Here is a 25,334-nt window from a genome sequence, read left to right as displayed (position 1 = left end):
GCTCGCTAGTTCCCGTTGAACACCGCTTTTGTTCAATGGAGAGTCGCAATGCTCAAGGGTGGCCTGCTCTGGCTCATCGGCATCCCGCTGCCGGTGATCCTGTTGATCTACTTCTTCACCAACTGGCTGCACTGAGGCGGCGCCCCCGGGGAGCGGCCTCGACCGCTGCCCGGGGGCGTGCCCCTCACTCGGCCGCGTCGAGGCGCGGGCGCTCGATCTCGGCCTGCTCGCGCTTGACGAGCTCGGCCGTCAGGAAGGCCACCTCAAGCGCCTGCTCGGCGTTGAGGCGCGGGTCGCAGTAGGTGTGGTAGCGGTCCTGCAGGTCGTCGGCCGTGAGTGCGCGGGCGCCGCCCGTGCACTCGGTGACGTCCTTGCCGGTCATCTCGAGGTGCAGGCCGCCCGCGATCGTGCCCTCGGACCGGTGGATGTCGAAGAAGCTCTCGATCTCCTGCATCACCCGCTCGAAGGGCCGCGTCTTGTAGCGCCCCGCCGTGACCGTGTTGCCGTGCATCGGGTCGCAGGCCCACACCACGGTGCGGCCCTCGCGCTCGACGGCCCGGATCAGGTTCGGCAGGTGCTCGCCGACCTTGTCCGCGCCGAAGCGGCAGATCAGGGTCAGGCGCCCGGCCTCGTTCTCAGGGTTCAGCGCGTCGATGAGCCGGACGAGGCCCTCCCCGGTCATCGAGGGCCCGCACTTGAGGCCGATCGGGTTCCGGATGCCGCGCGCGTACTCGACATGGGCGTGGTCGGGCTGGCGGGTGCGGTCGCCGACCCAGAGCATGTGGCCCGAGGTGGCGTACCAGTCGCCGCTCGTCGAATCGACCCGGGTCAGTGCCTCCTCGTAGCCGAGGAGCAGCGCCTCGTGGCTCGTGTAGAAGTCGGTGGTGCGGACCTCCTGGTGCGTCTCGGGATTGATCCCGATGGCGCGCATGAAGTTCAGCGCCTCCGTCATCCGCTCGGCGCAATCGGCGTAGCGCGAGGATTGCGGCGAATCCTTCACGAAGTCGAGCATCCAGCGGTGCGAGTTCTCGAGGTTGGCGTAGCCGCCCTGCGCGAAGGCGCGCAGCAGGTTCAGCGTCGCGGCCGACTGGCGGTAGGCCTCGAGCTGCCGGCGCGGATCGGGCACGCGGGCCTCCTCCGTGAAGGTGAGGCCGTTGACGATGTCGCCGCGGTAGCTCGGCAGCGAGACGCCCTCGAGCGTCTCGGTCGGCGAGGAGCGCGGCTTGGCGAACTGGCCGGCGATTCGCCCGACCTTCACCACCGGCGAGCCGCCCGCGAAGGTGAGCACCAGCGCCATCTGCAGGAAGACGCGGAAGAAATCCCGGATGTTGTCGGCGGAATGCTCGTCGAAGCTCTCGGCGCAGTCGCCGCCCTGGAGCAGGAAGGCCTCGCCGGCCGCGACGCGCGCCAGCGACTTCGTCAGCTTGCGCGCCTCGCCGGCGAAGACGAGCGGCGGAAACGAGGCGAGCTGCGTCTCGACCGCCTGCAGGGCGGCGGCATCCGGATACTGGGGCACCTGCTGGATCGGCAGGTTACGCCATGTCTTCGGTGTCCAACGCTCGCCCATGACCAACTCCCGTACACCCCTCGGCACAGTTCGCGCGAAGATTCCCGCGCGGAGAGCCGGGCTTATACGGGGGATCGCGGGCGGAAGCGAGCGTTTATCCGGAACGCCAACCCCGGCGCGCGGCCGGGGTGCCGAGCGCCCCGCATCCGCGCTCAGGCGGCCCGCACCGTCGCCAGGAAGTTGCGCACCTCCGCGCCGAGATGCTCGGACTGGCGCGACAATTCGGAGGCGGAGGCCAGAACCTGGCTGGCCGCCGCGCCCGTCTCCTCCGCGGCGCCGGCGACGCCCGCGATGTTGCTCGTCACCTCCCCCGTGCCGGTCGAGGCCTGGGCGACGTTGCGCACGATCTCCTGCGTCGCCGCGCCCTGCTCGTCCACCGCCGCCGCGATCGAGCCCGAGACCGTACTGATCTCGCGGATCCGCCCCGCGATCGAGCCGATCGCGCTCACGGCCTGACCGGTCGCCCCCTGGATCTGGCCGATCTGCTGGCCGATCTCCTGCGTCGCCTTGGCCGTCTGGCTCGCCAGTTCCTTGACCTCAGTGGCGACGACGGCAAAGCCCCGTCCCGCCTCGCCGGCCCGCGCCGCCTCGATGGTCGCGTTGAGCGCGAGCAGGTTCGTCTGGCCCGCGATGCTCGAGATCAGCCCGACCACGTCGCCGATCCGGGTGGCGGCCTGGCTCAGCTCATGGACGAGCCGCGCCGTCTCGTCGGCCTCGCCGACCGCCGCCTGCGCGAGGCCGGCCGAGCCCGAGACCTGCCGGCCGATCTCCTGAACGGACGCGCCGAGTTCCTCGGCCGCCGTCGCGACCGTCCGCACGTTCGAGGCGGCCTGCTCGGCCGCGGCCGCCACGGTGGTCGATTGCGAGGCGGTCTCGGCGGTGGTCGCCGTCATGGTCTGGGCAGTGGCCTGCAATTCGGTGGCGGAGGACGAGACCATGCCGACGATGCCGCCCACCGCCCGCTCGAAGCCGTCGGCGAGCTCGATCATGGGTGCGTCGGCGCTCGGCGGCGGCCGCCGCCTCGGCGATGCGCTTGACCTCGGCCTCCTCGGCGGACTTGCGGGCAACCATCGCCTTGATGCCCTCGACCGCGAGGCCCACGGCGCCGATCTCGTCGCTGCGGCGCGCCTCCGGGATCTCGGCGTCGATCTCGCCGCCCGCCATGCGCTGCAGGACCTTAACCAGGCGGCCCAGCGGCCGTGTGATGCCGATGAGGGAGATCAGGACGGCGCAGAAGAGCCCGGCCGCGAGGCCGAATGCGCTGAACCCGATCTGGGCCCAGCGCGCCGCGTTGGTCTTCAGCGTGAGGGTGTCCGAGACCTTCTGCGCGTAGGCGTTGATGTCGTCGGCGAGCTTGATCGACATCTGCGCCAGCCCGTCGAAGGTCGGATCGATCGTTCGATGGACGAGAGCGATGGCCTGCTCGTTCTGGTTCCGCGTCGCGAGCGCGCGCACTTCCGAGACGTCCCTGACGAAGCGCTGCGTGCGCGCGCCGACCTCGTCGATCTGGGACGCGAAGGCCGGAAGCTGCTCGCGGATCTGCGCGATGAGCTCGGCGAGGCGCGGCGCGGCCGCGTCGAACCGCGCGTTCGCCCGGCGCATCTGCTCGGCGTCGGTCTCGGCGATGGTCCGGTAGACGGCGTAGTTGAGCTCGAAGATCACGCGATTGATCCGCCGCGCATCGGCCGCCGCCTGCGCTTCGCGATTGATCAGGAGCGATTAGGCGTCGTCGATCGCGGTCATCTCCGACTGCGCGTACCAGACGCAGCCGCCCACGATCGCCGAGATCATGGCGATGACGGCGATGAGCTTGGTTAGAATTCCGGTCCGGGACATGAGCGACACGACAGCCTCGCGGGTGAAAAACCTCCCGTGAACGCTCGGCCGGCAGGGTTAATAGCAGCTTAAATTCGTAGTCTTGGGCATAAGATCAGGCTGTCGATCCATCGTCTGTGATACTTCTGCCCGTCGCTTGTTCGTCAATATTTCAATATAGCCACGTACTTAAATTAAGAGTTGTTTTTCAGCGATGACGTTCCGTCGTTGCGGTCGGCATGCCTTCCGAGCGGCATCGGGGCGGTCCGGCGCTGGCCGGCATCGACGCCTCTCCGCGGCTTGCCGCGCGCGAACCGGGCGGGAGGGGATCCCGGGCGGGACCGGTCGTCAGGTCTCGCCGTCTTCGACCTCGATCCCGTGCTCGGCCAGGATCCAGAAGATCGCCTCCAGGTCCTCCGCCGAGACGTCGCGGGGCGGCAGCGCCTCCTCCAGATCGTCGTAGGTCAGGCAGCGGCGGCGCTGCGCCTCGGCCTTGGCGAGCAGCGCGTCGATGGCGCGGCGGATGTCGGCGGGCAGCGCGTCGTGGCTCGGCAGGCGGTAGGTATAGGCCGGGCGCAGGGCGTCGGCCAGCATCCCGTCGATGATGGCCTGCCGCCGATCGTGCGCGTCGTCTCGCTTGCCCATACGGGCAATATGGCTCGGCGGCCTGCCGCGTCGAGGGCTCGCGCCTAGCCGACCGCGACCGGCCGCTTGGTGACCGCGGGCACCCGCATGGTGACGAGTTCCTCGCTCGCGGTGGGGTGGACCGCGATGGTGCGGTCGAAATCGGCTTTGGTGGCGCCCATCGTCACCGCGATGCCGACCGCCTGGATGATCTCGCCCGCGTCGTGGCCGACGATGTGCACGCCCACCACCGTGTCGCTCGCGCAGTCGACGAGCACCTTCATGAGGACGCGCTCGTCGCGCCCCGAGAGCGTCGCCTTCATGGGGCGGAAGCTCGCCTTGTAGACGTCGATCTCGCCGTAGATCGAGCGGGCGACGTCCTCGTTGTGGCCGACGACCCCGATCTCGGGCGTCGAGAACACGGCGGTCGGGATCAGGCGATGGTCGACGCAGGACGGCTTGTTTCCGAAGACCGTGTCGGCGAAGGCGTGGCCCTCGCGGATCGCGATCGGCGTCAGGTTCGCCCGGTTCGTCACGTCGCCGACCGCGTAGATCGACGGCACGGTGGTGCGCGAGGTGGCGTCGACGGGAATCGCGCCGACCCGATCGGTCTCGATCCCGGCCCGTTCGAGGCCGAGACCCTGCACGTTCGGGCGCCGGCCCGTCGCGACGAGGACCTGATCGGCCAGGATCTCGCTGCCGTCGTCGAGGCGGGCCGCGACGGCGCCGTCCCGGCGCTCCAGGCTCTGCACGGTGCGGCCGAGCCTCAGGTCCATGCGCTTGGCATAGGCCTCGCCGAGGGCGTCGCGCACCTCGTCGTCGAAGCCGCGCAGAAGCTTGTCGCCCCGGTGCAGCAGGGTCGTGCGGCTGCCGAGCGCCGCGAAGACGCCCGCGAACTCGACCGCGATGTAGCCCCCGCCGACCACGAGAATGCGCTCCGGCAGGGATTCGAGCTCGAACACCTCGTTCGACGTGATGGCGAGTTCCATTCCGGGGATCATCGGCTCCTTCACCGGGTGCGCCCCGACCGCGATCAGGATGACCCGCGCCGTCACGCGCTCGCCCGTGCCCGCCAGCCGGACCGTGTGCGGATCCTCGATCACCGCGCGCTGGGGCACGATCTCGACGCCCGCGCGCATCAGGTTGGTGTCGTAGATGCCCTCGAGCCGCGCCACCTCGGCGTCGCGGCGGCGCTTCAGCACGGACCAGTCGAACCGCGGCGCCCCGACGCTCCAGCCGAATCCCGCCGCATCCTCGAACTCGTCGGCGAAGCGGCCGGCATAGACCATCAGCTTCTTCGGGACGCAGCCCCGGATGACGCAGGTGCCGCCGACCCGGTACTCCTCGGCGAGCTTGACCCGGGCGCCGTAGCCCGCGGCGATCCGGGCCGCGCGCACGCCGCCCGAGCCGCCCCCGATCACGAACAGGTCGACATCGTGCTCTGACTTCATGGTGAGTCCCGTCGGTCGGACAAAGGCTGCGGGCGGGCCGCCTCCCGCAGCCAGGAGATGGCAGCCCCGAGCCCGGCCGTCCACCATGCCTGCCAGGCCCCGTGCTCGACGAAGGCGACCGCCGCCGCCGCCGCCGTCAGGCCGAGCGCCGCGGCGCGCTCGGTCGCCTGCCAGGCGGCGAGCGCGCGCAGCGTTAGCAGCAGCACGGCCATTGCGAGACCGGCGCCGACGATCCCGAGCTCGGCCCAGACCTGCAGGAAGCTGTTGTGTGGATGGCCCACCGCGAGCATGTCCCGCATCTCGGGCTCGACCCGCTGCGCGACCGGCGTCTCCGCGAAGCGGCCGGAGACGCCGTAGCCCGCGCCGCGCCAGGGATCGGCCGCGACCGCGGCTCCGAAGCTGCGCGCGATCGCGACGCGGGCGCGCGAGGAGGATTGCACCAGCCTCTCATGCGCCGCCTCCGGCATCACCCGACGCAGCAGGTCCCCCTCGATCGGCGCCAGCGCGACCGCGCAGCCGAGGCCGAGCCCGGCGAGACCGCTTCCGAGGCGCGCCGGCAGGAGGCGCGCGGCGAGCACCATCGCCGTGCCGGCGATCAGACCCATCGCGGCGGCGCCGCTGACGGAGCGGAGGATGCCGGCAGCCCCGAAGGCGAGCACGGCCGCTCCGGCGAGGCGCCGCCCGCGCCGCGCCAGCACGAGAGCGAGCGGCCCGGCCACGAGCAGAAGCGTCAGCGCCGGCCGGTTGAACACGAAATCGGCGACGCGCATCCCCAGCGCGCGCTGCACCGGCAGGCCGGCCGCGAGCCCGACCACGATCCAGAGGGAGGCCAGCACGATCGCGGCCGCCGCCAGCGGCGCGGCGAAGGGCGGCAGCCGCCCGGGCGCGAGGCGCGCGAGGATGTAGGCGGCCGCGAGCGTCGGCAGGAACTCGCCGGCGCTGCGGCCGGAGGCCGCCGGGAAAGGGCTCCAGGCGACGGAGACCGCGCACCAGCCGAGGAAGCCGAGGGCCGCCAGGCCGACCGGCGTGACGAGCGGCCGGACGAGGCGGCCCAGCGCATCCGAAGGATCGTCCGCGAGGGCGGCGGCAAGGAACAGGAGCGCCGCGAGCCCGACGACCAGCGGGCTCGACCGGTTCGCCAGCGCCATGGCGAGCGGCATCAGCGCCAGCGCCACGGCACCGGCGGCCGAGAGGCGCCCGGACAGGCTCACGGGAGCGGGTTCCGCGCGGCGGGGCGACCGCGGCTACTGCATCTGGTGGCCGCGCTTGCCCATCTCGGCCCGCACGCGGACCATGACGTATTCGGATACGTCCTGGGTCCAGGTCTGCATGGCCTGAACCATCTCGTCGAGAACCTGCGGCTGCGTCTCGACGTAGCGCTTGCCGGCCGGCGAGCGGAAGAAGGTGGCGATGTCCTGAAGCTCGGCCTCGTTGAGCTTGGTCGCGTAGATGCGCGCCGCGTTGTCGATCATGCGCTGCTTCTGGAGTTCCATCTCGGGCCCCAGCGCCACCAGGACCTCGTCGAGATCCTTGCTCAGATCGGGCCGGGTGACCGTCTGCTGCCGGATCTGCTCGCCGAAGGCCGGGATGATCGAGTCGAACGAGCGCGCGATCCCGGAATTCAGCATGACCTCGCGGGCCAGCGCGAGATGGTTCGCGCTGATCGCGGGCGCCGCAGGCGCGGCGGGGGCGGGCGATGCGGGCTTCTGCGCCGCGGGTCTGTTCTGCGCGTCAGCCGCCTGCGGGGCGGCCAGAAAGAGGCCGGCCAGCGTGGCGGCGATGAGGCGGCGGGACATGGCTGCGTCTCCGGTCGTTGTCGGTCGCTGAGGCGGGGCGGGCTCGGTGCCGTTCAACGGCCCGGGCGCCCGTGAGGAAAGGGTGTCGTCTCGCGCGGCCCGCGCAGCGGCCAGCCCCGCGGAATGCTAGAGGGTGCCAAGGATGGTGACCTCGGCCCGGCCGCCGCGATCCGCCGCCAGGATCGCCGCCGAGGCGATCCCGAGGAACAGGCCGTGCTCGACGACGCCCGGCACCGACCAGAGGGCGGCCGAGAGGGCTTCCGGGTCGGGAATGCGACCGAGGCGCGCGTCCAGGATGCGGTGGCCGCCATCCGTCGTCAGCGGGGACCCGTCGGCCGCCATCCGCAGCGAGACGGGACCGGCGCAGCCCGCCCGCCCGATCGCGGCCTCGACGGCGATCTGCGTGGGGCGCAGGCCGAAGGCGTTGACCTCGATCGGCAGGGGAAAGGCGCCGAGCGTGCCGACCTGCTTGGCCGCATCCGCGATGACGACCATCCGGCGGCTCGCGCAGGCGACGATCTTCTCGCGCAGCAGCGCGGCTCCCCCGCCCTTGATCAGGCGAAGCTGAGCGTCGACCTCGTCCGCCCCGTCGACGGTGAGGTCGAGTTCCGGCACCTCCTCGAGGGTGGCGAGGCGGATCCCGGCGCGAGCGGCGGCCGCCTGCGTCGCCTCCGAGGTCGGCACGCCGACGATGGCGAGCCCGCCGCGCACGCGCTCGCCGAGGAGCTCGACGAAGGCGTTGGCGGTCGAGCCGGTGCCGATGCCGAGCCGCATGCCGGGCTCGACGAGGTCGAGCGCCCGTGCGGCCGCGGCCCGGCGCAGGTCCGGCCCGCTCATCGGGACGCTCCGAGCGGGGCGTGAACGGAAGGGCGCATGGCGATACCGACGTGAGTTCCCGAAAGCGGCGCGCCTGCCCCTAGCACGGCGCGGCCGCGGCGCGAAAGACGATGCTGCGTCCGCCCGGTCAGGGCCGGCCGCCCTGCGGCGGCGTCGCGCTCGGCCCGGCGCGACCGGGCGCCGCGCCAGTGGCGGGCGCATCCCCGGCGCCGCCCGTCGCCGGGTTGGCCTGCGGCGTGCAGACCACGACCTCCTCCTTCACCTGGACATAGCAGATGCTCATCTCGCCGGTCCGGTAGTTCACCCGGAACACGCCCGCCTCGCGCGTATGGCGCGATGCAACCAGACCGTACTCGGAGGGCGCCTGCGCGACCGCCCCCTCGCCGGCGCCGAAGCACAGGGTCTGGCCGATGCCGCCGCCCTCGCGCAGGCCGTATTGGCAGGACGTGACCTCGCCCGTCACCTTGTCGATCCGGTAGACCCGGTTCAGGTCGATCTGCGGAGCCGGAACAAACTCGAAGGACGCGGCGAGGGCCGGCGCGCTCGCCAGGATGCAGACGGCGAGAATCGGGGACGCTGATTTCATGGTTTGTCTCGTTTGACGCGGCAGCAGGATGTCTCTGGGATTTCGGGCGAGTCTTGGGCATCGAACCTGCTTGATCGCAGGTGCCGCCACGGTTAGCCAGACGGCGAGCCTCGGATTCCAGCCTCCCCGCCCCCAAGGATGCCCATGTCGCCGCGCAAGCCGATCGCCGTGTTCGACCTCGACGGCACGCTCGCCGAGACGGCCGGAGACCTCGTCGGGACCCTGAACGTGCTGCTCCGGCGCGAGGCCCTGCCGCCGGTGCCCCTCGAGGAGGCGCGCGACATGATCGGCGCCGGTGCCAAGGCGTTGATCCAGCGTGGCTTTTCGGCGGCCGGCGAGCCGCTCTCGACCGAGCGGCTCGAGCGTCTTTTCGGGGAATTCCTCGATCATTACGGCGCGCATCTGTGCGACCACACCTACCTGTACGAGGGCGTGGCGGCTGCGCTCGACCGTCTGGAGGCGGACGGATTTCTCCTCGCCGTCTGCACGAACAAGGTTGAGCCGCACGCGGTCGAGCTACTGGACAGGCTCGGGATCGGCAGCCGGTTCGCGGCGATCTGCGGGCGCGCGACCTTCCCCTACTCGAAGCCCGACCCGCGCCACATCACCCTCACGATCGAGCGCGCAGAGGGCGATCCGAGCCGCGCCGTGATGGTCGGCGATTCCCGCGCCGACATCGATGCCGCGAAGGCCGCCGGCATTCCCGTGGTCGGCGTGACCTTCGGCTACACCGACACGCCCGTCGATCAACTCGGCCCCGATCGGGTGATATCGCATTTCGACGATCTGGCCGGCGCCATCCGGGACCTTGTGTCGCCGATCAGGCGTAATCCTCCAGCGGCTTGACCGCGCCCCGGCGCAGGAGCGTGTAGAGGAAGGGCACGAACAGGAGCGTCGAGGGCGTGCCGAACGCGATGCCGCCCATCACGGCGCGCGCCAGCGCCGCGTTCTGCTCGCCGCCCTCGCCCGTTCCCAGCGCCATCGGGATCAGGCCGAGGAACATCGCGCCCGCCGTCATCAGCACGGGCCGGAGGCGCGTCTCTCCTGCGAGAAGCGCCGCCTCGACGGCACCGCAACCCGTCGCCTCCCGATGCTCCTTGGCGAAGGTGACGAGCAGAATGGAGTTGGCCGAGGCAATGCCGACCGACATGATGGCGCCGAAGAGCGAGGGTATCGAGAAGGTTGTGCCCGTCACGAACAGGCTTGCGACGATGCCGCAGAACGCGAGCGGCAGCGCCGCGAGCACCACGAAAGGGTCGCCCCAACTCTGGTAGTTCACGGCCATCAGAAGGTAGACCGCGATCAGCGCGATGCTCAGGCCGACGCCGAGCCGGAAGAAGGCCGAATCCATGTTCTCGATCTGCCCGCGGATCGTGATCTTGTCGGGCGCCGGCAGGGTCTTCTGCTCCTCCGCCACGATCCTGCGGATTTCGCGGGCGACGGATCCGAGATCGGAATTCTGCACGGCCGCGTAGATGTTGAAGGTCGGCGCCGTGTTGACGTGACTGATCACCGTCTGTGTGCCCTCCCGACGGGAGGAAGAGACGCTGGACAGGAGCGTCAGGACGCCCGGTTGGTCCGAAGCGCCCTGGACGAGGAGCGGCGTATTCTGCAACGCGGTGAGCGACGCATTCCGATATTCCGGCGTCTGCACCCAGAGCTGGTACGGAATTCCTGTCTTGGGGTCCGTCCAGAAGTTCGGCGTGACCTGGAAGGAGCCCGAGAGTGAGACGTTCAATCCTTGCGCGACCTGCTGCTGAGTGAGGCCCAGCTCGGAGGCGAGGCGGCGGTCGACATCCACGAAGAACTGCGGCGTCCCGATGATCTGGTGCAGATGCACATCGACCGCTCCGCGGGTTTCCTTCAGACGCCGGACGATGTTGAGTGCGACGGCCAGATCCTTGTCGGAGCTGCGCCCTGAGACCTGGACATCGATCTGGGCGAGCGTGCCGAAGTTCAGGATCTGCGTGATGATGTCAGAAGGCTGGAAGTAGAACACGACGTCCGGAAAGCGTTCGCGCAGCACGTCGCGGAGGCGCTTGGCGTAGGCGGCGGCCGGGCCGTGCCCTTCCCTCAGATTGATGAGCATCTGTCCGTCATTGTAGGCGACGAATGATCCGTCAGAGAAAGCAAAGTTATAATTGCTTGCCGGCAATCCGATATTATTGAGGATCTGGTCGACTTCGTTGTCGGGAATGACCTCGCGTACGGCCTGCTCGACCTGCGCAAAAATTTGCTGCGCCGTCTCGATCCGCATGCCGGGGCGGGTACGGATGTGGAGCGTCATCTGGCTGGAGGCTACCTGCGGGAAGTAATCCTGTCCGACGAAAGTGAACAGCACCGCGCTTCCGGCGAAGATCGTGGCCGCAAACACGAGCGTCACGATGCGACGCCGGATCAGCACGTGAAGCAGTCCGAGATAGCCGCGGTGGAACTGCGCGAAACGCGCCTCGAAGCCGTGACGGAAGCGGTCGGCCAGCGTGAAGACCGGGCGCCCGACAAAGCCGAGGGCGCGGGCAACGCGACCCTGCCGAGGAGCCTCCGCCGGCGTTCCGTGATGGCGCGCATATTCCGACGCCACGAGCACGTCGATCAGAACCGGCACGAGGGTTCGGGAGAGCAGGTACGAGGTCAGCATCGCGAAGACGACCGCAAGGGCCTGCGGGGTGAAAAGATATTTCGGCGTATCGGTGAGCGCGAAGACGGAGACGAAAGCGGCGCAGATCGAGAGGGTCGAGATAAGGGCGGGCTTCGCGATCCCGGCTGCGCCCTCGACGACGGATTTGCGGAACGGCTCGCCCTCCTCGAACAACCGATACGTGTTCTCGATCGCCACCGTCGCATCATCGACCAGAATACCGACCGCGAGCGCCAAGCCGCCGAGGGTCATCACGTTGATGGTCTCGCCCAGCGCTGCCAGCACGGCGAGCGAGGTCAGGATCGATAGGGGAATCGAGATCAGCACGACGATGGTCGAGCGCCAGGAACCGAGGAACAGCAGGATCGTCAGGCCTGTGAGCCCGGCCGCGATGGCGGCTTCGTGGATAACGCCCTCGATCGCCGCCGAGACGAAGACCGACTGGTCGAAGATGGGCTTCAGCGTCATGCCGTCGGGCGCAGCGGCTCGGATGTCGGGGAGCGCTTTCTTGACGTTGCTGACCACATCGAGCGTGGAGGCGGTTCCGTTCTTGAAGACGCGCATCAGCACGGAATCGAGGCCATCGGCCCGCACGATGTTGACCTGCGGCGGACCGCCATCGCGGACATAGGCGACGTCCCGCACAAGGACCGGCTGACCGGCGACGACCTTGATGGGGATCTCATTGAGCGCCTCGATCGCCTCGGGCGTGGCATTCAGGCGGACCGGATATTGCTGTTCGCCGATCTTGGCGAGGCCGGACGGGACCGTGAGATTCTGCGCTGTCATCGCGTTGGTGACGTCGATCGGCGTCAGTCCGAGGGCCTGGAGAGCGTGCAGGTCGAGATCGACCATGATCTGACGGGGCGATCCGCCGAAAGGCGAGGGCAGGGTCGAGCCGGGCACCTGCACGAGGCGCTGGCGAATGCGATATTGCGCGTAGTCGTAGACTTTGGTGAGACTCTCCTTCGTGGATGCGAGCGAGAGCTGGATGACGGGCACGGAAGAGGCCGAGAAACGCAGGATCACGGGCGGCTGCACGCCGGGTGGCATGGTCGCGCGGATCGAGTTCGTCGACGACACGACCTGCGCGATGGCGAGATCGATGCTGACGCTCTGGTCGAAATAGACCTTCATCACCGACGTGCCCTGGAGGCTCGTCGATTCCATGCGGGATATGTTGTTGACGTTGTTCGAGATTCCGTACTCGCTGTAAGTCGTGATCCGTCGTTCCATTTCTGGCGCGGACAGACCGTTATAGGTCCAGACCACCACGACCACGGGGATGTCGACGGTCGGCAGCACATCCTTCGGCGCCACGATCACGGCTGCGGCCCCACTGAGCATCATGAGCACGGCGAGCACGTAAATCGTGATCCGAAATTTCAGTGCGTACAGAACGAGGCCCATGCGGTCTCCGCGACGCAGCCATCGGCGAGACTTGCCGCCCCCAATCTGCGGTTGCAGCGAGCGCGCATATTGTTTCGCTTTGGTGTCTGAGGCGATCGACGGTGCAGCGATGTGTCGACGCAGGCGGCCGACATCGACGCGCGGACACCGAATGGCACCGCCGGCCTCAGCCCAGCAGAGCCGCCTTGTCGACCTTCAACGCCCGCGCGATCTCGTCGAGCGCCCTGTGCTCGACCTCGCTGATGCCGCCGAAATCCGCAACATCCGCGGCGATCAGGAATACGTCCTGCCGCTGATTGATCGGTCTGTCCGCGATCGCCTCCAGGAGGCGGATGTTCTCGAGCCGCCCCGCGCGGGTCTTGGCGCGCGCGATGCCCTCGTAGAGCGCCTGCTCGACCCGGAGCGTGTCGTAGGATTTCTCGAGGATCGGATTGGCGCGCATTCCGCTGATCGCCGACTCGATTTCCTCCTCGTCGATCTCGCCGTCGGCCAGCGTCACGTTGGCGGCGGCGGACACCGACGCCTCGAGGAAGACAGCGTCACCCGCGTAGGACATGATGGTTCGTCCGAACCGAAGGATCGCGTCCTGAAAGATGCTCATCTCCGCCTCCCGCTCACGCGAGTGGCAGGGATCCGGTCCGGTGAGTCAAGGGCTGCGTTGAGTCGATCCTCAGACGATCGGCTCATGGCCGGGCCAATCCCGGCCGAGATGCGCGGCGACCGCGGCCGGGTCGTTTCCGACGGCGTCCACCGCCGCCTGCACAGCTTCGACCGGAACCATGAAGCGACGAGCCCAGTAAGCCCGCTCCCAGGGCTCTCCGATGTTGACGGCCTTCGGCTCGAGTGCTGCGGATTGATTGTCGGCCATCGTGGCTCCTCGGCATTCGGGCGAGCGATCGGGTCCGATCGCGTCAGACCGGAAACGCCAGGGCCGAGGCATCGTGCCGCCGAACGTCGAGGATTCGGGCGAAATCCGGAAATGCTCGTCAGCAGCAGCGAAATCCGCTGCGGTTGCCGACGCCGAACCGAGCATTCTCGCGATTGCGGAAGAACTCGCGTTCGGTCATCGGCGTCTGGTCAGGATGCGTCCTGCGGATATGATCCGCATAGGCTTGGTAATCACCCTGGCCGACCATCAGGCGAGCGCCGTCGCAGACGCATTTCGAGAACGTCTTCCAACGTTCCCGCAAGTCCTGCGACGACCGGGTCATGCGTGTCACTCCGCCGGCACGGCCGCAGCATCGGTTTCCAGCGCCGTCCAGCGATCGGCCCGGAAGGCACGAATGCAGGCGAGCAGACCGAAAGCCGCGATCGCCACCACGAGGGCTATGAAGAGCGCCGCGAGTGCCGCGTCGATTCGGTCGTTGAACACGATCTGGCTCATCTGGTCGATGTTCTTGGCGGGAGCCAGGATCTTTCCCTCATTCAGCGCGGCACCATACTTCTCGGCATGCGAGAGGAAGCCGATGCGCGGGTCTGCGGAGAAAATCTTCTGCCAGCCGGCCGTCAGCGTGCAGATGCAGAGCCAGAGCGTCGGCACGATGGTGACGAACGCGTAGCGCTCGCGCTTCATCTTGAAGATGACTACCGTGCACAGCGTCAGTGCCACCGCCGCCAGCATCTGGTTCGAGATCCCGAACAGGGGCCATAGGGTGTTGATGCCGCCGAGCGGGTCGGTCACGCCCTGATAGAGGAAGTAGCCCCAGGCCGCGACGCAGAGCGCGGTCGCCAGGATGCTCGGCACCCACGCCGTGGTCTCGCGGAATGACGGGACCGCGATACCGATAAGATCCTGGACCATGAAGCGGCAGGCACGGGTGCCGGCATCGACGGCCGTTAGGATGAAGAGCGCCTCGAACAGGATCGCGAAATGATACCAGAAGGCCATCATCGCCTTGCCGCCGATCGCGCTGGAGATGATGTGCGCCATGCCGACGGCGAGCGTCGGCGCGCCGCCGGCGCGCGAGATGATTGTGGTCTCGCCGACGTCCTTGGCGGCCTCCGTGATCGTCTCCGGAGTTACGGCGAAGCCGAGCGCGGTCACGGCCGTCGCGGCGCTCTCCGGCGTGGTGCCGACGAGGGCGGCCGGCGAATTCATGGTGAAGTAGACGCCGGGATCGATCACGCAGGCGGAAACCAGCGCCATCACGGCGACGAAGCTCTCCATCAGCATGCCGCCGTAGCCGATCATGCGAGCATCGGCCTCACTGGCGATAAGCTTGGGCGTCGTGCCCGACGAGATCAGCGCGTGGAAGCCCGAGACCGATCCGCACGCGATGGTGATGAACAGGAACGGGAAGAGCTGGCCGGACCAGACAGGGCCGCTGCCGTCCACGAACTTCGTCATCGCGGGCATCTGCATGTGCGGAGCCACGACGGCGATGCCGATGGCGAGGCCCATGATCGTGCCGATCTTGAGGAACGTGGACAGGTAGTCGCGCGGCGCGAGCAGTAGCCAGACGGGCAGGATCGAGGCGACGAACCCGTAGCCGATCAGCATCCAGCAGAGCTGGGTGCCCGTGAAGGTGAAGGCAGGCCCCCAGACGGGATGCTCGGCGACGCTGCCGCCGTAGACGATCGCAAGCATCAGAAGCACGAAGCCGAGGATCGAGACCTCGCCGATCTTACCGGGGCGGATGTAGCGCGAGTAGACGCCCATCAGGATGGCGATCGGGATCGTCGCCATAACGGTGAAGGTGCCCCAGGGACTGCCGGTCAGCGCCTTGACGACGATCAGCGCCAGTACCGCCAGGAGGATGATCATGATCAGGAAGGTGCCGACCAGGGCGATCACGCCCGGCACGGTACCGAGCTCCGCCCGTATCAGCTCGCCGAGCGAGCGACCGTCACGGCGCATCGATACGAAGAGGACGATGAAGTCCTGGACAGCGCCTGCGAAGACCACGCCGGCCAGGATCCAGAGCAATCCAGGCAGATAGCCCATCTGTGCGGCCAGAACCGGACCGACCAGCGGGCCCGCCCCGGCGATGGCGGCGAAGTGGTGCCCGAACAGGACACTCCTATTCGTTGGGACATAATCGAGCCCATCGTTGTGACGGACTGCAGGGGTCGGCCGCTTCGGATCGAGGTGCATCACCTTGGTGGCGATGAACAGCGAATAGTAACGATAGGCGATCACGTAGACGCAGATCGACGCGACGACGATCCAGAGGGCGTTTACCGCCTCACCGCGTTCCGTCGCGACGATTGCGAGCGCTGCAGCGCCGAGCGCCCCGACGAGGGCCCAGGGCCCATGTTTCTGGATCGCTTCCATGGACGTCCACTCCAAAGCCGGTTCTTGAAGGCCGGCGGTCTCGGCTCTTGTCGCAAAAAAATGCCCGCGGGAAAATACGCGTGATCGGTCGTTTGCGTACACCTTCGCGAGATTTGTCGCTGGCCTCCTGGCCTGCCTACGGTCGGTGGATGGGTTTGACGGCCTGCCCCCCTGAACCTAGATCGCTCGGCACGCATCCAGCAGACATCGGAGTCGGTTCATGGCGAAGATCGCGTTCCTGGGCCTCGGAGTGATGGGCGGACCCATGGCAGCGCATCTTGCCGCCAAGGGCCATGAGGTCACAGTCTACAATCGCACGGCGGCGAAAGCCGAGGCGTGGGTGCAATCAAACGGCGGCGCGCATGCACCGACGCCCCGCGAGGCAGCGCGGGACGTCGAGATCGTTTTCGCCTGCGTCGGCAACGACGACGACCTGCGCGGTGTGACGCTCGGGGAAGACGGCGCATTCGCTGGAATGCAGCGCGGTTCGGTCTTCGTCGATCACACGACCGCGTCGGCGGAGGTGGCCCGCGAACTGGCCGAAGCGGCCGACGCCAAGGGGCTCGGCTTCATCGATGCTCCGGTTTCGGGTGGCCAAGCCGGGGCTGAGAACGGCGTCCTCACGGTCATGTGCGGCGGCGACGCGGCGACCTACGCGAAGGTCGCGCCCGCGATCGCGGCCTTCGCGCGCGCGTGCCGCCTCATGGGACCCTCTGGTTCGGGTCAGTTGACCAAGATGGTCAACCAGATCTGCATCGCGGGCCTCGTCCAGGCCCTGTCCGAGGGTATCCACTTCGCAAAGAGGGCAAGCCTCGATGTCGAGGCCGTGCTCGACGTGATCTCGAAGGGCGCGGCCGGCTCCTGGCAGATGGAGAACCGCGGCCGCACGATGGACGCCGGCAAGTTCGAGTTTGGCTTCGCGGTCGATTGGATGCGCAAGGATCTCGGGATCCTTCTCGACGAGGCGCGCCGGAATGGGGCGACGCTGCCCGTGACGGCGCTTGTCGATCAGTTCTACGCGGACGTGCAGCGCCTTGGCGGCAGCCGCTGGGACACATCAAGCCTCATTGCGCGGCTCGACCGCTGAGGTGCTCCGCCACGTCCACCTCCTCCGGGTCGAGCCAGAGCCACTCGGTCCCCATCTGGTGGCGGAACCAGGTGAACTGACGCTTGGCGTAGCGACGGGTGTCGTTCTGGCCGCGGATGATCGCGTCCTCGAGGCTGATCGCTCCGTCGAGATGTGCGATCAGCCCCGGCACGCCGTGCGCGCGCATGATGGGCAATAGAGGGTCGAGGCCGCGGCCGCGCAGCCGTGCGACCTCGTCGAGAGCGCCCTCGCGCAGCATCTTGCGGAAGCGGTCGTCGATCCGCCGGCGCAGGCGCTCCCGGTCGGGCGCGAGAAAGACCTTGCGCAGGCGGCGACCTGCGAGCGGGCCGGGAACCGGCTCCCCACGAAACTCCGCGATGGGACGGCCCGTGGCGGAGTGAACCTCCAGCGCCCGCATGACGCGCGCCCGATCGCTTGGCCGCACCAGGGCCGCGCCCATCGGGTCATGCGCGGCCAGTTCGGAATGGAGATCCTCCGTCGCGCGCCCCTCGCATCGCGTTCGCACGGAGGTTCGAACAGCGTCGGGAATCGGCGGGATCTCGGACAGTCCCTCTTCGAGGGCCCGGAAGTAGAGGCCGGTGCCGCCGACGAAGACCGGCATCCGGTCTCTCAGATCGATCAGCAGTGCCGTGACGTCGCGTGCGAACTGCCCGGCCGAGTAGTTCACGGCCCCGTCGACGTGGCCGTAAAGCCGGTGCGGCACGCTCGCCTCCTCCTCGGCAGTCGGACGCGCTGTCAACGTACGCAGATCCGCATAGACCTGCATCGAATCCGTATTAACCACGACACCGTCGTGACGACGCGCCAGGGCTGTCGCCAGGGCCGACTTGCCGGAGGCGGTCGGCCCTGCAATGAAAATCGCCGCAAGCCGTTCGGCTGGCATCGGCTTTGGCAGCGGCAACTTCGGAACGCTCCAGGATGACTCTCGTCGCGACCCTGATAGCAAACGAGGCGGATCCCGCCATCACGGATGCCGTCCTGGCCGAAGCCCGGGCGGTGCTTGCCACCGAACACCAGCCGCGCATCCTCCACGGCGAGGTTGCGGCCGAGATCCTCGTGGCCGGCAGGCCGGACACGGCACAGGTTCTGACGAAGCGCCTACGGCGAGCCCTGGAAGGCGAGCCGATCGACATTGCAGTGCAGGTAGCCGGACCGCATCGGCGCAAGCGCCTGTTCCTGGCGGACATGGATTCCACCATGATCGAGCAGGAATGCATCGACGAACTTGCCGACATGGTCGGGCTGAAAGAGCGCGTTTCGGCGATCACCGAGCGCGCGATGCGGGGCGAGATCGCGTTCGAACCAGCCCTGCGCGAGCGCGTCGCGCTCCTCAAGGGGCTCTCCGTTGATGTGATCGACGGACTGATCGGTGAGCACCTCTCGCTCACAGCCGGCGGCCGAACGCTGGTACGCACCATGAAAGCGCATGGCGTCTACACCTGTCTCGTATCGGGCGGATTTTCAGTCTTCACAGGCCCGATTGGGCGCACGATCGGCTTTGACGAGGACCGGTCGAACCGGCTCGGGATTGCCTCCGGTCACCTGACGGGCACGGTGGAGGAGCCGATCGTCGGCAAAGCGGCCAAGCGCGATGCCCTCGTCGAACTTCGTGGACGTCTGGGACTCGACTCGGTCGAGACCCTCGCAGTCGGCGATGGCGCGAACGATCTCGACATGCTGGGAGAGGCCGGCCTCGGTGTAGCTTACCGAGCGAAACCGGCGGTTGCGGCGGCGGCTCACGTCCGGGTGGATCACGGTGACCTGACCGCGCTCCTCTACCTCCAGGGCTACGCGGCGAGCGAGTTCGTGGCGGGGTGACAGCAGGAGACGTGCAGGAGCGTCCCTCGATGCGTGATCCCGAGTTCCGGCCGTGGAACTCGGGATTTCGAAGGACGTGCCGGACGGCTCTATTCGAGGCCGATTGCCACGAATCGGACGTCGCCGCTGGCACTCGCGACCAACAGAAGCACGGACTTGCGCCCCTCCTTCCGCAACGCATCGACGCGCTTGGTGACATCGGCAGGCGTGGCAACGGCCTCCTGGCCGACCTCGACGATCACTTCGCCCGGCTGGATGCGCTTGTCGGCAGCCGTCGAGTTTGGATCGACGCGGGTGACCACCACGCCCTTGACGCTGTCCTTGATGCTGTAGCGGCGACGCAGTTCGTCCGTGATGCCGGACAGGTTGAGGCCGAGCGCCTGCCGCACGGCGCTCTCCGGCTCTGGCTGCTTTGCGTTGGCGAGTTGCGGCTTCTCGCTGTCCTCCAGGCGGCCGAGCGTGACGGGCTTCGTTGTCTCCTCGCCTTTTCGGACGACGACGACGTCCACGGTCTTGCCAACGGGTGTCGCGGCGACGATCCGGGGAAGGTCGCCCGACGCCTTAACAAGATTGCCGTTGAACCTCACGATGACGTCGCCGACCTCGAGACCGGCCGCCTTGGCCGGCCCCTTCTCGTCGACGCCCGCGATCAGCGCGCCCTTGGCGCCGCCCTTCAGCCCGAGGGCCTCGGCGGTGGCATCGTCCACATTCTGGATGCGGACGCCGAGCCAACCTCGCCGGACCTCACCGAACTCGCGCAACTGATCGATGACGGGCTTGGCCGTACCGGACGGCACAGCGAATCCGATGCCCACGGAGCCCCCTGTTGGCGACAGGATGGCCGTGTTGATGCCGATTACCTCGCCGTCCATGTTGAAGAGCGGCCCGCCTGAATTGCCCTTGTTGATGGCGGCATCCGTCTGAATGTAGTTGTCGTAGGGGCCGGACTCGATGTTTCGCCCGCGCGCCGAGACGATACCGGCCGAGACCGAGCCGCCGAGGCCGAACGGGTTGCCGATTGCGATGACCCAATCGCCCGGACGCATCCTGTCGGAGTCGCCGAAAGGCACCGCCTTCAGCGGTCGATCGGCCGTTGGCTTCACCCGGAGCACCGCGAGATCGATCTTCGAATCCTTGCCGATGATCTCGGCCTTCAGCTTGGTCCCGTCGTGCAAAATGACCTGAATATCGTTGGCGTCGCCGATGACATGGTTGTTCGTGACGACGATCCCGGCGGCGTCGATGATGAAGCCCGAGCCAAGCGAGTTCGACTTGCGCTGCTGGCGTGGCGTGTCGTTGTCGCCCCGCTCGTTGCCCTTGCCGCCGCGGCGGTTGAAGAATTCCTCGAAGAGATCCTCGAAGGGCGTGCCTGGCGGGAGTTGCGGCGTGTTGCGCGCGCTCGGTCGCGCCTCGACCGTGGTCGAGGCAGAAATGTTGACGACGGCGTCCGTCACCTGCTCGGCCAGACCGGCGAGTGAGTCCGGCCCCTTCGCGAGAGCGGGGATCGGCAGAGCACTCATCGCGACCGACGAGCCGATCATCAGCGCCGCGAGAGCCGTGCGGGCGCGGGTTCGAAGCGCGTGATGACGATGCGCCGGGACGGCGCTCGCGACGGGGATCATGGTCGACCTCTTCAAAGAAGCATTTCCCGGTTGCCTGACGCGGTCTGCCAGGATCACGCGGCGTGCGCTCGAGCGTCGCCCATAGATCGGCAGGCGCGGCAACCATTCAAGTGCGGCGCATCTGCGGTGGTTCGGCCGAACCGCCGCAGATGCGCGCGGGCCGGTCAGCGGGCTCCTGCGGTCGTGCCCGTGGTGGCGCCGGGGTCACTAGTCCCGCGCTGCGCATTTGCGGCTGCCCGGCCCTGCGGGTCACCGAAATATCGAAAGAAATCCGAATTCGGGCTGATCACGAGCCGCGTGTCGGAGCCTTTCAGTCCGGTCTCGTAGGCCTGCATCGAGCGGTAGAAGGAGAAGAAGTCAGGATCCTTGCCGAAAGCCTCGGCGAGGATCCGGTTCTTGTCGGCGTCACCCTGGCCCCGCAGCTGCTCCGACTTCTGGTTCGCCTCCGCCAGGATAACCGTGACGTCACGATCCGCCTTCGCGCGGATCGTCGCCGCGATCTGCTCACCGTTTGCGCGGACGTCGGCAGCCTCCCGCTTCCGCTCGGTCTTCATCCGCTCGTAGACCGCCGAGCTGTTCTGAGCCGGCAGATCGACGCGTGTCATCCGCAGGTCCACGATCTGGATACCGAGCGCCTTGGCCTGACGGTTTACCTCCTCTTGGATCTCGTTCATGAGCCGCGTGCGCTCCGTCTTCACGATCGCGTCGCGCGTCGAACGGGCGAGAACGTTGCGGAGGCTCGAATTCGTGAAGCTCGCGAGGCGCTGGTTCGCAAGCGCCGTATTGCCGACCGACTGGTAGAACCGCAGCGGATCGATGATGCGATAGCGGGCGAAGGCATCGACTTCGAGATTCTGCCGATCGGCCGTAAGAAGTGCCTGCACGGGCAGGTCGAGGTCGAGGACCCGCTTGTCGAAGACGATGACGTTCTCGATGAACGGCCACTTGAAATAGAGGCCGGGACGGTCTTCGCCGGTCTGGTTCAACACAGCGCGCACACGGCCGAGCTGGAGGACCAGCGCCTGCTGCATCTGGCCGACAGTGAAGACCGAAGCGTAGAGAGCGACGACGATCGCGGCCGCGACGATGATGAGGCCGGTGCGCAGAGCGTGATTGTTCATCGTGCCGCTCCACCCGCCTGCTGTCCGGAGGTTCCGCGTCCGCCGAGTTCCGTCAGCGGCAGAACGGGCAGCACGCCCGCGGCAGCTCCGGCACCCGTGCCGCCCCCACTTTGATCAATAATGACCTTGTTCACCGAACCGAAGACCCTCTCCATCGTCTCAAGGAAGATCCGCTCGCGGCTGACGGCCGGCGAGGTCTTGTACGATTCGAAGACCTGCTGGAATCGGGCTGCCTGGCCTGTGGCCTCGGCAGTAGCCTGGGTCCTGTACGCCTCAGCCGCCTGCACGATCTGAGCGGCCTTGCCTCGGGCCTGCGGCACCTCGCGGCTCGCATAGGTCTTCGCCTCGTTCTGCAGGCGCTCCGCGTCCTGCTGCGCGGCATTGACGTCGATGAAGGCCGGCCGCACTTCCGGAGGCGGGGTCACGCTGACGAGCTGCACCACCTCGATACGCACACCGGCGCCGTACTCGTCCAACGCCGCCTGGGTGATCTCCTTCACCTCCTGCGCGATGCTCGACTGCTCGTTCGTCAGGATCGCCTGGATGTTGCGGCGTCCGACGACCTCGCGCATGGCGCTCTCGGCGATCGCCTTGATGGTGCCCTCCGGGTTCTGAAGATTGAACACGTAATCCGACGCCTTCAGCGGGTTGACCCGCCATTGCACCTCGAAGTCGAGATCGACGATGTTCTCATCGCCCGTGAGCATCAGGCTTTCCTCAGGCAAGTCGCGGCCGCGTGCCTGGGCGCCGACGCCTGCGCGGTAGCCGACCTGAATCGAGTTTACCTGACCGACATTCGGCTTCACGACGCCGCCGATCGGATACGGGAAGTTGTAGCGAAGTCCCTCACCCTTCGAGCCGACGTAGCGGCCGAAAATCGTCTCGATGCCCACCTGATAGGGCTCGACGCGGTAGAAACCTGTCAGGAGCCAAACCCCGACCGCGAGACTGGCCACGATCAGGATGCTTCGACCTCCTCCGAGGGAACCGCCCGGCATGACCCCTCGTAGCCGATCCTGGCCGCGGCGAAGCAGGTCCTCAAGATCCGGCGGGGTCTTTCCGCCCCCATTGCCGCCGGTACCCCAGGGTCCGCCATTGCCCCCGCCGCGACCCCAAGGCCCTCCCCCGCCGCCACCGCCGCTCTGATTGCTCCAAGGCATGCTCGCCGATATCTCCTGCTCGCCTCCGGGATGCGTCGCACCCGCCGCGAAATCCGCCCGATCCAATGCGATCCGCCGCTGCCGACGGCCGCGACTACTCGCCCCTCGCCTGAAAATCCGTTGTGCGGCACCATCTTGGCGCAACGCAACTGAGTGGGACCACTCAGCCCTGTCAAGGCAAACCGGCGGCGTGCCTGCCTTTGCAGTTGGGCATCCGCCGCGCGGATGACAACCGCGACCTTGCGCCCGGGCGCGCCCATTGTCGAAGCGTGCGCTTCACCACGTCAGGCCGCCCGCACCAGATCAACGAAGCGGAAGGCGAATTCATCCTGATCGGTCGGTTCATGCGTCTCGCGGTGAACCTCGCGGAACGCGGTCGGATCGAGAGCGGGAAAGAACGTGTCACCGTCAGGTTCCGCGTCGACCTGGGTGAGATGGATGCAATCCGCGTGCGGCAATGCCAGGGCATAGATCTCGGCTCCGCCCACGACCATGAGCTCGTCCGCTTCCCTGGCCACCGCGAGGGCGCCAGCCCAGTCATGGACGACGGTGACGTCCGGAGCTCCGAAACTTCGGTCCCGTGTCATCACGAGGCTTCGGCGTCCCGGCAGCGCCTTCCCGATCGACAGGAAGGTCTTGCGGCCCATGAGGATCGGCTTGCCCATCGTGAGCGACCTGAACCGCTTCAGGTCGCTGCGTAGGCGCCACACGAGACCATTGTCCCGTCCGATGACGCCGTTCCTTGCGACCGCTACGACGAGGGTAATCTTTGGCATGAGGCTCCAACAGCGAGGATGCGGACGGTGGGACGGATGGGATCAGACAGCCACCGGTGCGCGGATCGCTGGATGCGGCGCGTAGCGCTCGATCGCTATGTCCTCGAACCGGAATGCGAAGAGATCGCGGATATCGGGGTTGAGCCGTAATTTCGGCAACGATTTCGGCGCCCTGGCCAGTTGCAGTCGCGCCTGCTCGATGTGGTTCAGATAGAGGTGTGCATCACCGAAACTATGAACGAAATCGCCGGGTGCGAGGCCCGTCACCTGCGCGATCATCGCCGTCAACAGCGCGTAGCTCGCGATGTTGAAGGGTACGCCGAGAAAGGCATCGGCCGAGCGCTGATAGAGCTGGCAGGAGAGTCGGCCTTCCGCGACATAGAACTGAAAGAGGCAGTGGCACGGCGCGAGCGCCATGCGGTCGAGGTCGGCCGGGTTCCAGGCACTGACGATAAGGCGGCGCGAATCGGGGTTGCGTCGGATCTCGTCAACAACCCAAGCTATTTGGTCGATCGTGCCGCCGCCCGGCTTCTGCCACGAGCGCCACTGCTGGCCGTAGACCGGACCGAGATCGCCATGCTCGTCCGCCCACTCGTCCCAGATCGTGACACCGCTCGCCCGGAGGGCGCGCACATTCGTGTCGCCCGCGAGAAACCAGAGCAGTTCGTGGATGATCGAGCGCAGGTGCAACTGCTTCGTCGTGACGAGCGGAAACCCCTCGCGCAGATCGAAGCGCATCTGGTGGCCGAAAACCGAGAGCGTGCCGGTCCCCGTGCGGTCGTCCTTGCGCGCGCCCTCGTCGAGGATGCGTCGGAGAAGCTGATGATAGGCCTGCATCGGTCTTGGTCTCCCGTACCGAGTTAAGCCGTCTCGCCCATCAACGCGAGGGCATGAGGGGTGCCATCCCCGATTTCCGCGCGGTGCCGCTCATGCATGCGCAGGCCACAGAACATAGGCGATGAGGGCGAGGTTGCTCCAGCCGTGCAGCGCGATGCAGGGCCAGAGGCGCCCCGTCCGCCAGCGCAGCCAGCCCAACATGAGCGCAAGCGGCATCAGCGAGACCGGACGTGCCAAACCCCAGGCGGAGGCGTGAGCCAGGGCGAAGAGGACGGCTGTCACGACGACTGCCACCGCGGGCGGCAGGAAACGGCGCGCGCTCGCGAACAACTCGCCACGCATCAGCAGCTCCTCGGCCGCCGGCGCCAGCATGACCACATAGACGAGCCACGCGGTGATCGCCGTGCGGCTGAGAGCGGGGGAGAGTTGAACGCCCTGCGCGAAGGAAGCCCCGAACGCGTCCGCCGTACCAGTCACCCATACGATGTGTAGGACGGGCCAGAACAACAGGATCAGCAGGAGGTGGCGCGCCCGCATGCCGTTCGGCTCAGCCCGATCGAGGGCGAGGCGGCGACGCCAAGCCGACGGCTCACGCCACATAGCCGTGAGAACGACGAGGGCGGCGAGAAAGCCCTGGCGCAGGATATCGACGGCGAGTTCGCGCTGAGCGAGCCGGGCCATTCCGAGAGGCGGCCGCAGCGCGGGCTCGGCGAACGGGTTGATCCCGTCGAATAGGTCTCCGGCGACTCGAACCACGACGAGCGCCATCAGGCTCGCGGCCGCGAGATAGAGCGCGACGGCGACGACGAGGGCGATGATTCGCAGGCAAGCGAGCGCCAGGACGCGCGCCAGATGGGCGCTTCCTGCAACAGCCTCATGATCGCGCATCGACGC

23 protein-coding genes and 1 pseudogene are annotated in these 25,334 nt (G+C 67.7%); 3 read left to right on the top strand and 21 right to left on the bottom strand.

The window, feature by feature from the left end:
• Window positions 1-184: 184 nt before the first annotated feature.
• From WDW90_RS06755 to WDW90_RS06715, 9 genes and pseudogenes are all read right to left on the bottom strand, one after another.
• The gene (locus WDW90_RS06755; RefSeq protein WP_336486563.1) at window positions 185-1,567 is read right to left on the bottom strand and encodes a class II 3-deoxy-7-phosphoheptulonate synthase; all 1,383 of its coding nucleotides are present in this window, start codon (window positions 1,565-1,567) and stop codon (window positions 185-187) included.
• Window positions 1,568-1,719: 152 nt separating this feature from the next.
• Window positions 1,720-3,280: pseudogene (locus WDW90_RS06750) on the bottom strand (methyl-accepting chemotaxis protein).
• A gap of 6 nt (window positions 3,281-3,286) precedes the next feature.
• Window positions 3,287-3,412 carry a hypothetical protein gene (locus WDW90_RS06745; protein WP_336486562.1) on the bottom strand — a complete coding sequence of 42 codons (126 nt, stop codon included), beginning with the start codon at window positions 3,410-3,412 and terminating at the stop codon, window positions 3,287-3,289.
• A gap of 318 nt (window positions 3,413-3,730) precedes the next feature.
• Window positions 3,731-4,027 (bottom strand): RNA polymerase sigma factor region1.1 domain-containing protein, encoded by a 297-nt coding sequence (locus tag WDW90_RS06740; RefSeq protein WP_336486561.1) that lies wholly within the window; start codon window positions 4,025-4,027, stop codon window positions 3,731-3,733.
• A 44-nt stretch (window positions 4,028-4,071) separates the two neighbouring features.
• Window positions 4,072-5,457 carry a glutathione-disulfide reductase gene (gene gor, locus WDW90_RS06735; protein WP_336486560.1) on the bottom strand — a complete coding sequence of 462 codons (1,386 nt, stop codon included), beginning with the start codon at window positions 5,455-5,457 and terminating at the stop codon, window positions 4,072-4,074.
• Window positions 5,454-6,617, bottom strand: coding sequence for an O-antigen ligase family protein (locus WDW90_RS06730; protein WP_336486625.1), 1,164 nt, complete (start codon window positions 6,615-6,617; stop codon window positions 5,454-5,456). Before WDW90_RS06730 ends, gor begins: the two co-directional genes overlap by 4 nt.
• 84 nt (window positions 6,618-6,701) lie before the next feature.
• On the bottom strand, window positions 6,702-7,253 hold the full coding sequence (locus WDW90_RS06725; protein WP_336486559.1) for a DUF2059 domain-containing protein: 552 nt from the start codon (window positions 7,251-7,253) through the stop codon (window positions 6,702-6,704).
• Window positions 7,254-7,379: 126 nt separating this feature from the next.
• Window positions 7,380-8,090: a ribose-5-phosphate isomerase RpiA gene (rpiA, locus tag WDW90_RS06720; protein WP_336486558.1), complete on the bottom strand. Its 711-nt coding sequence runs from the start codon at window positions 8,088-8,090 to the stop codon at window positions 7,380-7,382.
• Between the two features lie 127 nt (window positions 8,091-8,217).
• Window positions 8,218-8,676, bottom strand: a complete 459-nt coding sequence (locus tag WDW90_RS06715; RefSeq protein WP_336486557.1) for a hypothetical protein — start codon at window positions 8,674-8,676, stop codon at window positions 8,218-8,220.
• Window positions 8,677-8,814: 138 nt separating this feature from the next.
• On the opposite strand from WDW90_RS06715, the gene gph reads away from it, so the two are divergent.
• Window positions 8,815-9,522, top strand: coding sequence for a phosphoglycolate phosphatase (gene gph, locus WDW90_RS06710; protein ID WP_336486556.1), 708 nt, complete (start codon window positions 8,815-8,817; stop codon window positions 9,520-9,522).
• On the opposite strand, the gene WDW90_RS06705 is transcribed toward gph, so the two are convergent.
• From WDW90_RS06705 to WDW90_RS06685, 5 genes are all read right to left on the bottom strand, one after another.
• Entirely contained in the window at window positions 9,497-12,724 is a 3,228-nt protein-coding gene (locus WDW90_RS06705) for an efflux RND transporter permease subunit (RefSeq protein WP_336486555.1), read from the bottom strand. The two genes, gph and WDW90_RS06705, sit on opposite strands and share 26 nt — an antisense overlap.
• A gap of 166 nt (window positions 12,725-12,890) precedes the next feature.
• Entirely contained in the window at window positions 12,891-13,325 is a 435-nt protein-coding gene (locus WDW90_RS06700) for a tellurite resistance TerB family protein (protein ID WP_336486554.1), read from the bottom strand.
• Window positions 13,326-13,394: 69 nt separating this feature from the next.
• Window positions 13,395-13,592 carry a DUF3606 domain-containing protein gene (locus WDW90_RS06695; protein ID WP_336486553.1) on the bottom strand — a complete coding sequence of 66 codons (198 nt, stop codon included), beginning with the start codon at window positions 13,590-13,592 and terminating at the stop codon, window positions 13,395-13,397.
• A 118-nt stretch (window positions 13,593-13,710) separates the two neighbouring features.
• Window positions 13,711-13,935 carry a YbdD/YjiX family protein gene (locus WDW90_RS06690; protein ID WP_336486552.1) on the bottom strand — a complete coding sequence of 75 codons (225 nt, stop codon included), beginning with the start codon at window positions 13,933-13,935 and terminating at the stop codon, window positions 13,711-13,713.
• 5 nt (window positions 13,936-13,940) lie between these two features.
• A complete protein-coding gene (locus tag WDW90_RS06685) occupies window positions 13,941-15,998 on the bottom strand; it encodes a carbon starvation CstA family protein (protein ID WP_336486551.1) in 2,058 nt (685 codons plus the stop codon).
• 220 nt (window positions 15,999-16,218) lie between these two features.
• Between WDW90_RS06685 and WDW90_RS06680 the strand changes: the two genes are divergently transcribed.
• Window positions 16,219-17,085, top strand: a complete 867-nt coding sequence (locus tag WDW90_RS06680) for an NAD(P)-dependent oxidoreductase (protein ID WP_336486550.1) — start codon at window positions 16,219-16,221, stop codon at window positions 17,083-17,085.
• Here WDW90_RS06680 and miaA read toward each other — a convergent pair.
• The gene (gene miaA / locus WDW90_RS06675; protein ID WP_336486624.1) at window positions 17,063-17,989 is read right to left on the bottom strand and encodes a tRNA (adenosine(37)-N6)-dimethylallyltransferase MiaA; all 927 of its coding nucleotides are present in this window, start codon (window positions 17,987-17,989) and stop codon (window positions 17,063-17,065) included. The genes WDW90_RS06680 and miaA overlap by 23 nt on opposite strands.
• Before the next feature lie 35 nt (window positions 17,990-18,024).
• Between miaA and serB the strand changes: the two genes are divergently transcribed.
• Window positions 18,025-18,924, top strand: coding sequence for a phosphoserine phosphatase SerB (gene serB / locus WDW90_RS06670; RefSeq protein ID WP_336486549.1), 900 nt, complete (start codon window positions 18,025-18,027; stop codon window positions 18,922-18,924).
• An 89-nt stretch (window positions 18,925-19,013) separates the two neighbouring features.
• Here the strand turns inward: serB and WDW90_RS06665 are convergent, their stop codons facing one another.
• The 6 genes from WDW90_RS06665 to WDW90_RS06640 all read right to left on the bottom strand — a co-directional run bounded on the left by WDW90_RS06665 (window position 19,014) and on the right by WDW90_RS06640 (window position 25,328).
• A complete protein-coding gene (locus WDW90_RS06665; protein WP_336486548.1) occupies window positions 19,014-20,546 on the bottom strand; it encodes a Do family serine endopeptidase in 1,533 nt (510 codons plus the stop codon).
• A gap of 164 nt (window positions 20,547-20,710) precedes the next feature.
• The gene (gene hflC, locus WDW90_RS06660; protein ID WP_336486547.1) at window positions 20,711-21,667 is read right to left on the bottom strand and encodes a protease modulator HflC; all 957 of its coding nucleotides are present in this window, start codon (window positions 21,665-21,667) and stop codon (window positions 20,711-20,713) included.
• Entirely contained in the window at window positions 21,664-22,827 is a 1,164-nt protein-coding gene (gene hflK, locus WDW90_RS06655; RefSeq protein ID WP_336486546.1) for an FtsH protease activity modulator HflK, read from the bottom strand. The genes hflC and hflK overlap by 4 nt, the downstream gene beginning before the upstream one ends.
• 284 nt (window positions 22,828-23,111) lie before the next feature.
• Window positions 23,112-23,603, bottom strand: coding sequence for a dihydrofolate reductase (locus WDW90_RS06650; protein ID WP_336486545.1), 492 nt, complete (start codon window positions 23,601-23,603; stop codon window positions 23,112-23,114).
• A gap of 42 nt (window positions 23,604-23,645) precedes the next feature.
• Window positions 23,646-24,440, bottom strand: coding sequence for a thymidylate synthase (locus WDW90_RS06645; RefSeq protein ID WP_336486544.1), 795 nt, complete (start codon window positions 24,438-24,440; stop codon window positions 23,646-23,648).
• Between the two features lie 90 nt (window positions 24,441-24,530).
• Window positions 24,531-25,328 (bottom strand): CPBP family intramembrane glutamic endopeptidase, encoded by a 798-nt coding sequence (locus WDW90_RS06640; RefSeq protein ID WP_336486543.1) that lies wholly within the window; start codon window positions 25,326-25,328, stop codon window positions 24,531-24,533.
• Window positions 25,329-25,334 lie beyond the last annotated feature (6 nt).

It is taken from the genome of Methylobacterium nigriterrae, from assembly GCF_037106235.1.
In the GTDB taxonomy this organism is placed as follows: domain Bacteria; phylum Pseudomonadota; class Alphaproteobacteria; order Rhizobiales; family Beijerinckiaceae; genus Methylobacterium; species Methylobacterium nigriterrae.
Note: the sequence above shows the minus strand (reverse complement) of the source record. Positions and strands in the feature narration are given on the sequence as shown.